This is a genomic window from Streptomyces sp. T028 (assembly GCF_048159505.1).
Lineage (GTDB): Bacteria > Actinomycetota > Actinomycetes > Streptomycetales > Streptomycetaceae > Streptomyces.
This window is the reverse complement of the sequence record NZ_JBLRVZ010000008.1, coordinates 52,153-64,353: the sequence shown is the minus strand read 5'-3', so window position 1 is coordinate 64,353 and position 12,201 is coordinate 52,153. Positions and strand designations below refer to the sequence as shown.

Here is a 12,201-nt window from a genome sequence, read left to right as displayed (position 1 = left end):
GCAGCCGGGAGGGGGCGGGAGAATGAGTGAAGTGGTCCACGCACTGTCGGAGGTACGGCGCGCCCGGTACGCCGTGGCGGCCGTGTTCACCGTGCACGGCGCGGTCACGGGATCCTTCGCCACCCGGGTGCCGTGGATCCAGGACCACGCGGGGGTGGGCGCGGGCCAGTTGGGGTTCGCCCTGGCCTTCACGGCGTTCGGCGCCTCCTGCTCGATGCCGCTGGCCGGCCGGATCGCGCACAGCCTCGGCACCCGTACGGCGATGAGCCTGCTGATATCCCTGTGGACGCTCTCCCTCACCCTGCCGTCGCTCGCGCCGAACCTGCTGACGCTCTGTCTGGCGATGTTCGCCTATGGCGCGACCGCGGGCATGGCCGATGTGCTGATGAACGCGCTCGGGGTGGAGGTGGAGCGGCTGCTCGGGAAGTCGATCATGTCGGGGCTGCACGGGATGTGGAGCGCCGGGGCGCTGATCGGCTCGGCGGGCGGGACGCTCGCGGCGCACCTGGGCGCGGACGCGCGCGTGCATCACGCGCTGGCGGCCGCCACCCTCACCGCACTGGGCCTGGCAGCCTGCCGCTGGGTGCTGGATCTGCGTCCGCGGGACGACGAGGAGGCGCCGCCGCGCTTCGCCCTGCCGCCCCGCTCGTCCCTGCTGATCGGCGCGGTCGGGTTCTGCGCGGTGTTCGCAGAGGGCGCCAGCCTGGACTGGTCGGCGGTCTATCTGCGCGACCAGCTGGGGACCTCGGCGGGGCTCGCGGCGGCCTGTACGACCGGCTTCATGCTCACCATGGCGGTGGCCCGGCTGGCGGGCGACGCCGTGGTGAACCGCTTCGGCGCGGTGCGGACCGTGCGGGCGGGCGGTGTCCTGGCCGCGCTGGGCGGGCTGCTGATCGTCCTCTCCGGGCATCCGGCGGTGGCGATGACCGGCTTCGGGCTGATGGGCCTCGGCATCGCCGTCGTCGTACCGCTGTGCTTCGCCGCGGCCGGGCACAGCGGGCCGAACCCCAGTCAGGCCATCGCAGGCGTCGCGACGATCACGTACACCTCCGGGCTGATCGCCCCGAGCCTGATCGGCGGGGTCGCGCAGGCGACGAGCCTGGTGGTGTCGTTCGGCGTGGTGACGGTGCTGGCGTGCGGGCTCGCGGTGTTCGCGGGGGTGCTGCGCGGCGGCGAGCGGACCGGGGCGAAGGTCAGTCCGCGGGCCGCAGCAGTGCCCGACCCGCGGCCCTGAAGCCCTCGCTCCACGGCGTGGGGCGCAGGGTGGCGGCGTCGAGCCGGACGAGGACCCGGGTGCCGCGCGCGTACGTCGTGGCCCCGTCGGCGGAGCAGAAGCGGAAGCCGTACGTCAGTCCGGTGGTGCCCAGCCGCTCCAGCCAGAGGTGGACGGCGTACGTGCCGCTGCGGGTGACCGGGGCGTCGTAGCCGATGAGCAGCTCCTTGACCACGTTGCAGGCGTCCCCGGCTGCCGCCCAGTCGCCCTCGAAGCGGACCCCGTTCGCCTCCCAGAACTCGGTCCACGCGCGCTCGACCAGGAGCGGGTAGCGGGCGTTGTGCAGCATGCCGAGCGCGTCCAGGTCGTCGAAGTGGACGGTGACGGGGATCAGCCGGCCGTACGAGCCGTGCGGCGGGGCGGGGGCGATCGTGGCTTCGGCGGTCACGGGCGGGACTCCTGTGAATGTACGGGGCAACGACACCATCGTACGGGGTCACTAAGCGGTCGCTCAGCTTCACATGGTGGAGGCGGGGTCGTAGCGCCGTCCGACTCCCCCGGGATCGCGTACGCGACGATGAGCGCGGGCCCGTTCCCCCGTTCCGGGGAAGCGCCCGGCTCGCCGACGCGCGGGCCGGCCCGGGGCTGTCACCCTTCCCCCATGCCGCAATTGGAACAGTTCATCCCACCCGTGGACACGGCTCTCGTCCCTCCCGTGGACCCGCCCCTCGTCCCGGTCGTGGACACCGCTCTCGACGCGTCCGTGCACGACGTGATCGCCCGGATGCGCGCCCTCGACGCGGCGCTGCCGCCCCATGACGGGGTCGCGGTCTTCAACCGGGTGTATCTCGCCGTGACCCAGGAAGTCGACCTGCGGATCGACACAGGCGGTTTCCCGGACGCGCAGGCCGCGCGCACGCTGGACCTGCGGTTCGCGGCGCGCTACCTGGTCGCGCTGGACGCGGTCCTCGCCGACCGGCGTCCGCCCGCCTGCTGGCGCCCGCTGTTCCAGATGCGCCGCCATCCCGGCGTACGGCCACTGCAGTTCGCCCTGGCCGGTATCAACGCCCACATCGGGCACGACCTGGCGCTCGCCGTCGTGGACGCCTGCTGTGACCTCGGCTGTGAACCGGCCGATCTGGAGGACGAGTACGAGCGGGTCGGGGATCTGCTCGTCGCGCTGGAGGAACGCATCCGCGAGGAGCTGATGCCCGGCCCCGACCTGCTCCAGATCGCCGATCCGCTCACCCATCTGCTGGGCTCCTGGAGCCTGGAGCGGGCCCGGGACGCCACCTGGACGGCGGCCCGGGCGCTGTGGGCGCTGCGCCGGCTCCCCGACGTGGCCGAGGAGTTCACCGAACGCCTCGACACGGCCGTCGGGTTCGCGGGGCGCATGCTGCTCACGCCCCTGCGGGACTGAGAGGTCAGTCCTCCGGCAGCTCGACCGGGGCGATCTCGTCGTACACGTCACCCGGGCCCGGGTTGGTCGCGTCGGTCGTGCCGCCGAGGTGGTGCATCACGCCCCAGACCGCGTTGAGCGCGGTCTGGACGGCGCCCTCGGCCCAGCCCGCCGTCCAGGAGATGTCGTCGCCGGCGAGGAAGACGCCCCGCTTGTCGGCGGGCAGCCGGTCCTGCATGAAGTGGGTGAACAGGCGCCGCTGGTAGCGGTAGTGGCCGGGCAGGTTGGCCTTGAACGCGCCCATGAAGTAGGGCTCGTCCTCCCAGGACACCGTCACCGGGTTGCCGATGATGTGCTTCCTGATGTCGACGTTCGGGTAGATCTCGCCGAGCGACTTCAGCATGACCTCCATCCGCTCGTTCGCGGACAGCGGCAGCCACTTCAGGCTGTCGTCGCACCAGGTGTAGGAGAGGCAGATGACGGCGGGCTTGTCCGGGCCGTCGTCGAGCAGGTAAGTGCCGCGCGTCATACGGTCGGTGAGCGTCATCGACATGACGTCGCGGCCGGTCGGGTTTCCCCTGTCGTCGACGGCCTTGTCCAGCCAGAAGGGCCGGTCCACGGGCACGAAGAGCTTCGAGGACTCCATGTAGTGGGTGCGCTCGATCGCCGTCCAGTGGTCGATCGGGAACAGCGAGTCGTCACAGTCGATCTTGGACAGCAACATCCAGGACTGGGCCGTGAAGATCGCCGCCCGGTAGGTGCGGATGTCGCCGTTCGCGTCGGTCACCGTGATCCGGTCGCCGGCGGTGCGGTGCAGCCGGGTCACGGCCGGGCGGGGCCGGCCGCCCTCGTGCAGGCTCGCCAGCGAGGTGCCGTACGCCCAGTGGACGATCTTCTCCGGCTCCCGCTCCCACAGGCGCAGCGGCAGTTGCTGGGAGCCGCCGACGATGCCGCGGTGGTGGTCGTCGGCCTCGGTGTAGACGACGCGGAGGATCTCCAGGATGGAGTTGGGGAAGTCGGTGTCCCAGCCGCCCGTGCCGAAGCCGACCTGGCCGAAGATCTCGCGGTGCCGGAAGGACCTGAAGGCCTCGGAGTCGCAGAGGAAGCCGTAGAAGGTCTGGTTGTCGAGCTTCTCGACGAGCCTGGCCCAGATCTCGCGGATGCGCGGCACGTCCCGCTCGCGCATCGCGCGGTTCATGTCGGAGAAGTCGGCACCTTCTTCAAGGCACTTGTTCCAGGCCTCGGCGACATCGCGGTAGACCTGCGGGAGGTCGTCGATCGTCTCGGCGTAGTGGCTCTCGCCCTTGAGGTCGACGACCGTCGAAGGGGTCGCCTCGGCAAGGGGGTTGGGGAACGGCCGGGTCTCCAGCCCCACCAGGTCGATGTAGTGCTGGAGGGCCGTGGAGGAGGGCGGGAACCGCATCGCGCCCATCTCGGCGGTGAGCGAGCCGTCACAGCCCTCGAAGCCCACCGTCCGCAGCCGGCCGCCGATCCGGTCGGCCTCGTACACGACCGGCTTCAGGCCCATCTTCATCAGCTCGTACGCGGCCACGACGCCCGACAGCCCGCCGCCGATGACCGCGACCTCCGTGCCGTGCTCGGTCGCCGGGATCTGGCCGAGGCCCGCCGGGTGCGCGAGGAAGTCGTCGTAGGCGTACGGGAAGTCCGGGCCGAACATCGTGATCGGCGGCTGCTGCGGCTCGTCGGTGTGCTCGACGGCGTTGGGCACCATGGACGTCATGGGGTAGGGGCTCCTTGCGACTTACGACAGGGAAGTTCAGGGACTCAGGCGTAGAGCTCGGGACGCCGGTCCCGCAGATACGGGTTGGCCTCGCGGGACGCGGCGAGGAACGCGGGGTCGGCGTCGGCGAACACCAGCTGCTCCTCGCGTCCGGCTCGGGCCCGGGCCACCCCGTCGGGGCCTGCGAGGACGGACAGCCCGACGAACTCGAACTCCCCTTCCTGGCCGACCCGGTTGACGTACGCGACGTACATCTGGCTCTCGAAGGCGCGCACCGGGATCATCGATTCGGCGACGAACTGGAACGGGTGCATCTGAGCCGTCGGGACGAGGAGGAGGTCCGTACCGGCCAGGGCGTGGGCGCGGACGTTCTCCGGGAACTCGACGTCGTAGCAGATGAGGAGGCCGACGGTGAGCCCGCCCAGTTCGGCCTGGACGACCGGCTGCTCCCCCGGGGTGAAGTGGTCCCGCTCGAAGCAGCCGAAGAGGTGGGTCTTGCGGTAGTTCGCGAGCCGGGTGCCGTCGGCGGAGACCAGCTGCGCGGAGTTGTACACCGTCTCGCCGGAGCGCTCCGGGTAGCCGTAGGCGACCGCGACCCCGTGCCGGGCGGCCAGTTCGGCGACCGCGTCCGCCGAGTCGCCGTCGGCGGGTTCGGCGAGGCGCGCGATGTCGTCGCCGATCGCGTAGCCGGTGAGGAACATCTCCGGCGCGACCAGCAGCCCGGCGCCCGCGGCGGCGGCCCGGCCCGCGGCCTCGTCGAGGACCTTGAGGTTCTCGACGGCCGAGCCGGGGCGGCCGGAGCTCTGGAGCAGGGCTGTGCGCATGCGGGGTCCTCACCGGGCAGCGGGCGGAAGGGTGGTTTCGGGGGCCACATGACTGGGCCACGTAGACGGTACGGGCGCGTGACCAGGCCGGACAAGAAGGAGCCGTTGCGCGCCGGGGAACGATTCGTTGCGTACGTCGGCGGCGGCACGGCGATTCGTTGCGCACCCTCACCCCAGCCTCACCTCCGCCTCCCCCACGCCACCCCCACCGCCGTGACCAGGTACGGCACCGCGCACAGCGCGAACACCGTGCCGTGCGGAAGGGCCGAGCCCAGGGCGCCGTACGCGCCGTAGACGCCGATGGTCAGGACCTCGGTGCCGAGGCTCGCGACCGAGGTGAGGGTGGCCCGGCCAGTGCCCTCGATGCGCCGCTGGAGGCGGGCGTCGGCGACGACGGTCGCCAGCTGGAAGCCGCCGAAGGCGAGGGCGACGAGGCCGATGCCGGCGGGGGCACGGGTGAGCGCGCCGACGCCCAGGGCGAGCGCGGAGCCGGTGAGCAGGGCGGCGAGTCCGGTCGGGCCCAGCCGTTCGGCCAGGCCGGACAGCAGGCTGCCGGCCGTGACGCCGGCCCAGATCAGCATCAGCCAGTACGGGACGGCCGCCTCGGTCACTCCGGTGTCCCGCACCAGCAGGGACGTGTACTCGTCGAGGGCGCCCCATACCGCCGCCACGGCCGGGACGAGCAGCAGGGCACCGCGTACCGAGCGGTCACGGTGGGCGTCGGCGAGGCCGGCCCGCAGGGTCGCGGCCCAGCCGCCGCCCCCGCCGTGTTCCGGGGACGTCCGGTGCTCGGGGAAACGGGTCGCCGTCGCGGCGCACAGCACACAGGCCAGTACGCTCGCCGCGCCGACCGCCGGGTATCCGCCCACCGCGAACACCGGGCCGGCCAGGCCCATGGCCGCCATCACGGCCACCTGGCCCGCCGCATGGGAGCGGCCCATCACGCGCGCGTACCGGTCCGCGGCGCCGAGCCGCTCCAGCTCCTCGTAGACCAGCGCCTCCAGCGCGCCGGAGCCCAGCGCGCCACGGACGCCCCACAGGACGAAACCGGCGGCGAAGGCCCCGTACGACGGGAAGCACACCCACAGGGCGAAGCCGGCGCCGCCCAGCAGCGGGCCCAGGCACAGCGGCAGACGTCGGGAGACGGCGTCGGCCCAGGCGCCGGAGGGCACCTCCAGCAGGACGCCGGTCAGCGACCACAGGACGAAGAGGGAGGAGATCTGTCCGACGGACAGCCCGGTGTCCGCGAACAGCAGCGCGTACACCGGGTAGAGCAGCACGAATTCGTCGAGGAACGCGTACGCGTACAGCGTGGCGGTCAGTCGACGGGTGCCGGGGCCGGTCGTGGATCAATGTCGCCAGGTCATGCCCCCGATGTTAGACACCGTCCGGCACGCTGCCCAGCGGATTCGAGGGGACGGCGAAGGTGGTGACGACGGCCGCGTGGTCGGAGGGCCAGTCGTTGTCCTCGACGTCCGGCCAGGGCCGGGGGCTGCCCGTGACGTACGTCCGGGAGTCCAGCACGCTGAGGCCCCGGTGGAGCACGAAGTCGATCCGGTCCTGGGGTTCGGGGCGGCCGCTGCCGTCCTCGTGCTCGGCGTGCACCGGGGACCAGGTGTGTCCGGGTTCCCGTACGGGGTCGGGGTGGGCCTCGCGGTAGGAGTCGGCGAGGCCCGCCCGCTCGGCCGCCCGGGTCACCGGCCACTCCACGTCCGGCCGGTCCAGGTGGGAGGGGCTGTTGAAGTCACCGACGAGCACGACGGGCCTGTCGGGGTCGAGGCGGCGCAGGGCGTCCCGCAGCTGGGCGAGCCGCACCTCCTCGTGCGCGATCAGGTCGTCCGCCGCGAGCCCGTCGAAGGCCGCCTCGTAGGGGCCGTACGGCGTGTAGTCGAGATGGACCGTCCAGACGTCGACCTCGGTGCCGGCGACGTCGAGCCTGACCCCGGCCGCCCCGTAGAAGCCCACGTCCGGGTCGCCGAGGACGGCGGTGACCGGGTGGCGGCTGATCACGCCGAGGTTCTCCCCGGCCCGGTGGTGGTGCCAGCCGAGCGCCTCGGCGAGCTCCTCGGCGGCAGTGCCGTACGTCTCCTGCAGCCCGACCACGTCCACCCCGGTCTCGGTGATGACCTTGAGCTGCTTGGCCCGGTGGTCGTGGACCTTGGTGCCGCCGCACCAGAGGTTCCAGGTCATGACGCGCAGCCGGGACCCCGTGAGCGCGCGCAGCCGCTCGGGGGTCACGCCCTCCAGGCTGGTCAGCACGGTCCGGCCGGGGGCGGGGCCGATCGGCGCGAGCGAGGGCACCGCGAGGACGGCGCAGCCCGCGGCCTCGGCGGAGGCGACACCGGTCCCGGTGTCCTCGACGGCCACGCAGGCCGAGGGGTGGACGCCCAGGGCGCGGCAGGCGGCGAGGTAGGGGTCGGGGTCGGGTTTGGTGCGCTCGGTGTCGTCTGCGGTGACGGAGATCGCGAAGCGGTCTGCGCCGAGCGCTTCGAGGACGGTGTCGGCGACGGCCCGGGGGGACGCTGTGACCAGGGCCGTGGGGATGCCGTCGCGGGCCAGGGCGTCGAGCAGGGCGAGGGCGCCGGGGCGGGGCACGATGCCGGTGCGCACCCGGCCCTCGAACTCCCGGTGGAGGGTGTCGGCGAGGTCCGCGGCCGACCGGCCCGTGGTCGTGGCCAGCCAGCCGGCGGTGTGCTCCACCGGCCGGCCGAGCACCTCCGGCTGGTCCGCCTCGGTCAGGGCCCGGCCGGCCACCTGTTCCACCGCCTCCCACCACAGCCGCTCGGTGTCGACGAGCGTGCCGTCCATGTCGAACAGGACGGCCTGGAGCGGGAGTCGAGTCACGGTCTCTCTCTTTCTGGGGGAATCGTTGCGAATCGAGAGGTGTGTCAGGGCATGCGTTCGGCCACCAGGACCGGCCGATCGGGCAGCGTCACGGTGACGGCGGTCCCGGCGCCGAGGCCGCCGGCCTCGTGCGCGGGCAGGTCGGCCTTCACCTCGGTGCCGTCGGCGAGCCGGACGGTGACGCGGACGGCGGCGCCCAGGAAGGACGTGGCGACCACGCGCGCGTCCCCGTCGCCGACGGCGCGCACGCCGACCGCCTCGGGCCGCACCAGCACATCGACCTCGGAGGCCGACGGAACGGGTCCGTCGACGGGCAGCCGCTGCCCCAGCACCTCGACGCCACCGTCGGTGAGCCGCCCGGGTACCCGGCTCATCGTGCCGACGAACTCGGCGACGAAGGCGGTGGCGGGCCGGCCGTACAGCTCGGCGGGCTGCGCGCACTGTTCGAGGCGTCCGGCGTGCATCACGGCGACCCGGTCCGCCATGGACAGAGCCTCCTCCTGGTCGTGGGTGACGAACAGGGTGGTGATGCCGAGGTCCTGCTGGAGCCGCCGGATCTCCTCGCGCAGGCTCAGCCGCACCTTGGCGTCGAGCGCGGACAGCGGCTCGTCGAGGAGCAGCACGCGCGGGCGCAGGGCGAGGGCGCGGGCCAGGGCGACGCGCTGCTGCTGGCCGCCGGAGAGCTGGTGCGGGAACTGTCCGCCCTTGTCGGCAAGACCGACCAGCTCCAGCAACTCGGCGGCGCGCGCCCGCCGTTCGGTGGTGCGGACCTTGCGCATCCGCAGCCCGAAGGCCACGTTGTCGAGCGCGTCGAGATGCGGGAAGAGGCTGTACGACTGGAAGACCATCCCGGCGTCGCGGCGGTGCGCCGGGACCCTTGTGACGTCCTCGCCGTCGATCAGCACCTCGCCGGAGTCGGGGTGTTCGAACCCGGCGAGCATGCGCAGCGCGGTGGTCTTGCCGCAGCCGGAGGGGCCGAGGAGGGCGAGGAGTTCACCGGGGCGGACGGTCAGGTCGAGTCCGTCCAGAGCGACGGTGGACCCGAACTCCCTGCGCAGGCCCCGGAATTCCACGGTGGCTGCCTTGGTCGCCGTCTTGTCGGGCGCGGTCACGGTCATGGTTCATCCCCGGGATGCGGTTCGGGTACGCCCGCCGGCACCGGCGAGCGCGAGGAGCAGGACCCATGTCACGAGCAGGCTCAGCACGGACACGGCGACGGACAGCTGGGCCTGCGACCCGCTGACGTTCACGATCCACACGGCGAAGGGCGTAAAGCCCAGCAGCTGGGCCACGGTGAACTCGCCGAGCACCAGGGCCAGGGTGAGGAACGAGGCGTTGAGCAGGGCCCCGCGCAGATTGGGCAGGACCGCCTGGATCAGTGCCTGCGGCCAGCCGGCGCCGCAGCTGCGGGCGGCCTCGACGAGGGTGCGGACGTCGACGGCGCGCAGACCGGCGTCCAGGGCCCGGTACACGAACGGCAGCGCCATCACGACGTACGCGAGGACGAGCACTACGGGGAAGTCGGGGTTCTGGATCGCGACGAAGGTCTGGAACAGCGGGGTGCGGGAGAGATGGTCCGGTCCCCACTTGAGCACGGTCCCGATGCCGGCGACGAACGCGATCGGCGGCACGACCAGCGGCAGCGAGCACACCACCTCGACGACGGGCCGCAGCCGGGGCGCGCCGAGCCGCAGCGCGACCATGGCGGGCACCATCAGCAGCAGGACGAGGGCGATGGTGGCGGCAGCCAGTTCCAGCGAGAGCAGCAGGCTGGAGGTGAAGCCCTCGGTGGAGAAGATCCGGGTGTAGGCGTCGAAGGTGAGGCCCTGGCCGGGCACGTCGACGGTGAAGACGACGGACGCGGCGAGCGGGACCAGGAAGTACAGTCCGGCGAGGCCGAGGACGCCCCACCGCCACAGGGTCAGGCGAGCCATCGCGCGCTCCTCCGTTGCAGGGGAAGGTACACGGCCATGACCAGGCCGGCGACCAGGACCATGTCGAGGCTGAGGGCGAGCGCCACGTTCTCCTGACCGACCAGGACGTTGCCGGAGATGGCGTCGGCGATCTGCAGGGTGACCAGCGGGATGGAGCTGCCGACCATGGCGGCGGCGGTGGCGTACGCGGCGAAGGCGCTGCCGAACAGCAGCACGAACCCGCCGAGCAGCGAGGGCAGCAGCACCGGCAGGGCCACGTGGAGCCAGTACTGCACGGGCGTCGCGCCGTTGTTCTGGGCGGCCTCGCGCCACTGGGTGCGCAGGCCCTCCAGGGCCGGGGTGATGGTGAGGACCATCAGCGGGATCAGGAAGTACAGGTAGACGATCACCAGGCCCCAGAAGCTGTAGAGGTCCCAGCCCTTGTCGGTGAGGCCCAGGTGCCGGGTGAGCACGCCCGCGTTGCCGAGGGTGGCGACGAAGGCGAAGGCGAGCGGGACGCCGCCGAAGTTGGCGAGGACCCCGGACGCGGTGAGCACCGCCTCGCGCAGGGCGCGGAAGCGGGAGGTGACGACGGCCTGGGCGAGCGGCAGTCCGAGCAGCGTGCCGAGGGCCGCCGACACGGCCGACAGCTTCACGCTGCCGAGCAGGGCGGTCAGATACGCCCCCTGCAGCGAGGCCGTCAGATTGCCGGTGGTGTACGAGGTGGCGCCGCTTGCCGGGTCCTTGGCGGTGAAGGCGCCGTCGAGCATGGCAAGGGCGGGCAGCCCGAAGGCGAGCGCGGTGAAGGCGAGCAGCGGGACGACCGCGAGCCAGCCGAGCGACCGGCGCCGCCGCTTCACCGCAGCGGCGGGCGCCGAGTCGACCCGTACGGCGGTGGCCGTCATCCGGAGACGGCCTTCGCCCAGCCCTGTCCGAGCACCGTCTTGGCCTTGCTCTGCTGGTCCTCGGTCGGGAAGGCGGGCGTGCCGGAGACCTCGGGCAGCTTGGCGGCGGCCGTCGTGTCGAGGGTGCCGGCCTTCTCCAGGGCGGTCATCAGGACCGGGCGGGCGTAGCCCTTGAGCCACAGGTTCTGGCCCTCGGCGCTGTAGAGGTACTCCTGCCACAGACGGGCGGCCGCCGGGTGCGGGGCGTCCTTGTTGACGGCCTGGGAGTAGAACTGGGAGAACTGGCCGTCCGTCGGGACGGCGACCTTCCAGTCGACGCCCTTGGACTTGAATTCGTCGGCGTACCCGGCGTTGAGGTAGTCCCAGTCGATGCTGATCGGGGTCTCGCCCTTCTCGACGGTGGCCGGGGTGGACTCGACGGGCGTGTAGTTGCCGTTCTTCTTCAGCTTGGCGAAGAAGTCGAGGCCGGGCTGGATGTCGTCGAAGGAGCCGCCGTTCGCGAGGGCGGCCGCGTAGACGCCACCGAACGCCGAACCGGACTTGGTGGGGTTGCCGTTGAGGGCGACCTGGCCCTTGTACTGCGGCTTGAGCAGGTCGGCGAAGGTGGTGGGACAGGTCTTGACGCGCCCCGCGTCGCAGCCGATGGAGATGTAACCGCCGTAGTCGTTGTACCAGCGGGCCTGCGCGTCCTTCTGGCCCTCGGGGATGTCGGCGTACGAGGCGACCTTGTACGGCGCGAGCAGGCCCTGCTGGGCGGCGCTGAGGGCGAAGGAGCTGCCGAGGTCGAGGACGTCCGGCGCGCGGTCCTGGCCCTTGCGGGAGGTCACGGCGTTGATCTCGTCCTGGCTGGAGCCGTCCGGGTTCTCTACGGAGATCTTGATGCCGTACTTCTTCTCGAAGCCGTCGATCAGGGCGCCGTAGTTGGCCCAGTCGCGGGGCAGGGCGATGGCGTTGAGCTTGCCCTCCTTCTTCGCGGCCTTCACCAGGGCGTCGAGGCCCCCGAAGTCGGCGGCGGAGGTGGCGGTGGCGGCGTTCTTGCCGTCGGCGGTGGTCGTGGAGTCGTCGGGGGCGGCGCCACAGGCGCTCAGAGCGAGGGCGGCGATGACACCGAGGGCGGCTGTTCTCGGCAGGGACACGGTCACGGCTTCTCCAGGGGACGCGCGAGGGTGCGGGAGATCAGGAGACGGGGCTAACTTGTCTGAACAAGTTGGCCTCAGTAACCACGCCGCTGATGTCCCCTCGGTAAACTCCGGCGAAACCCTGATCCCTGATTTCGCGCACACTCCGGGCTGCCGTTCATCACGTTTCGATGTCGACTAGGCTGGTCACGCTGTGCACAGCAGCAGAGAGCAAAGGGGAAGC

The 12,201-nt window shown here is 72.1% G+C and carries 11 protein-coding genes; 2 read left to right on the top strand and 9 right to left on the bottom strand.

Annotated elements, in window-relative coordinates:
- Positions 1-22: 22 nt before the first annotated feature.
- Positions 23-1,234 (top strand): MFS transporter, encoded by a 1,212-nt coding sequence (locus ACLZN2_RS08480; RefSeq protein ID WP_416977747.1) that lies wholly within the window; start codon positions 23-25, stop codon positions 1,232-1,234.
- On the opposite strand, the gene ACLZN2_RS08475 is transcribed toward ACLZN2_RS08480, so the two are convergent.
- Positions 1,194-1,661: an acyl-CoA thioesterase gene (locus tag ACLZN2_RS08475; RefSeq protein ID WP_416977746.1), complete on the bottom strand. Its 468-nt coding sequence runs from the start codon at positions 1,659-1,661 to the stop codon at positions 1,194-1,196. The two genes, ACLZN2_RS08480 and ACLZN2_RS08475, sit on opposite strands and share 41 nt — an antisense overlap.
- Before the next feature lie 213 nt (positions 1,662-1,874).
- On the opposite strand from ACLZN2_RS08475, the gene ACLZN2_RS08470 reads away from it, so the two are divergent.
- Positions 1,875-2,633, top strand: a complete 759-nt coding sequence (locus ACLZN2_RS08470) for a DUF5995 family protein (protein WP_416977745.1) — start codon at positions 1,875-1,877, stop codon at positions 2,631-2,633.
- Between the two features lie 4 nt (positions 2,634-2,637).
- Here ACLZN2_RS08470 and ACLZN2_RS08465 read toward each other — a convergent pair whose 3' ends face one another.
- The 8 genes from ACLZN2_RS08465 to ACLZN2_RS08430 all read right to left on the bottom strand — a co-directional run bounded on the left by ACLZN2_RS08465 (position 2,638) and on the right by ACLZN2_RS08430 (position 11,981).
- Positions 2,638-4,353 (bottom strand): flavin monoamine oxidase family protein, encoded by a 1,716-nt coding sequence (locus tag ACLZN2_RS08465; protein WP_416977744.1) that lies wholly within the window; start codon positions 4,351-4,353, stop codon positions 2,638-2,640.
- Between the two features lie 44 nt (positions 4,354-4,397).
- Complete coding sequence (locus ACLZN2_RS08460) at positions 4,398-5,177, bottom strand: carbon-nitrogen hydrolase family protein (RefSeq protein ID WP_416977743.1); 780 nt, start codon at positions 5,175-5,177, stop codon at positions 4,398-4,400.
- Positions 5,178-5,356: 179 nt separating this feature from the next.
- Positions 5,357-6,499, bottom strand: a complete 1,143-nt coding sequence (locus tag ACLZN2_RS08455) for an MFS transporter (RefSeq protein WP_416977810.1) — start codon at positions 6,497-6,499, stop codon at positions 5,357-5,359.
- Positions 6,500-6,554: 55 nt separating this feature from the next.
- Positions 6,555-8,021 (bottom strand): HAD-IA family hydrolase, encoded by a 1,467-nt coding sequence (locus tag ACLZN2_RS08450; protein ID WP_416977742.1) that lies wholly within the window; start codon positions 8,019-8,021, stop codon positions 6,555-6,557.
- A gap of 44 nt (positions 8,022-8,065) precedes the next feature.
- Positions 8,066-9,139, bottom strand: coding sequence for an ABC transporter ATP-binding protein (locus ACLZN2_RS08445; RefSeq protein ID WP_416977741.1), 1,074 nt, complete (start codon positions 9,137-9,139; stop codon positions 8,066-8,068).
- Between the two features lie 3 nt (positions 9,140-9,142).
- Entirely contained in the window at positions 9,143-9,955 is an 813-nt protein-coding gene (locus ACLZN2_RS08440; protein ID WP_416977740.1) for an ABC transporter permease, read from the bottom strand.
- On the bottom strand, positions 9,943-10,839 hold the full coding sequence (locus tag ACLZN2_RS08435; RefSeq protein WP_416977739.1) for an ABC transporter permease: 897 nt from the start codon (positions 10,837-10,839) through the stop codon (positions 9,943-9,945). Before ACLZN2_RS08435 ends, ACLZN2_RS08440 begins: the two co-directional genes overlap by 13 nt.
- A complete protein-coding gene (locus ACLZN2_RS08430; protein ID WP_416977738.1) occupies positions 10,836-11,981 on the bottom strand; it encodes an ABC transporter substrate-binding protein in 1,146 nt (381 codons plus the stop codon). Before ACLZN2_RS08430 ends, ACLZN2_RS08435 begins: the two co-directional genes overlap by 4 nt.
- Positions 11,982-12,201 lie beyond the last annotated feature (220 nt).

What these genes read in the sequence shown, in the direction of transcription:
- ACLZN2_RS08480 (WP_416977747.1), top strand. Translation starts at nt 23, where the DNA reads ATGAGTGAAGTGGTCCACGCACTGTCGGAGGTACGGCGCGCCCGGTAC.
- ACLZN2_RS08435 (WP_416977739.1), bottom strand. Translation starts at nt 10,839, where the DNA reads ATGACGGCCACCGCCGTACGGGTCGACTCGGCGCCCGCCGCTGCGGTG.
- ACLZN2_RS08440 (WP_416977740.1), bottom strand. Translation starts at nt 9,955, where the DNA reads ATGGCTCGCCTGACCCTGTGGCGGTGGGGCGTCCTCGGCCTCGCCGGA.
- ACLZN2_RS08460 (WP_416977743.1), bottom strand. Translation starts at nt 5,177, where the DNA reads ATGCGCACAGCCCTGCTCCAGAGCTCCGGCCGCCCCGGCTCGGCCGTC.
- ACLZN2_RS08465 (WP_416977744.1), bottom strand. Translation starts at nt 4,353, where the DNA reads ATGACGTCCATGGTGCCCAACGCCGTCGAGCACACCGACGAGCCGCAG.
- ACLZN2_RS08445 (WP_416977741.1), bottom strand. Translation starts at nt 9,139, where the DNA reads ATGACCGTGACCGCGCCCGACAAGACGGCGACCAAGGCAGCCACCGTG.
- ACLZN2_RS08470 (WP_416977745.1), top strand. Translation starts at nt 1,875, where the DNA reads ATGCCGCAATTGGAACAGTTCATCCCACCCGTGGACACGGCTCTCGTC.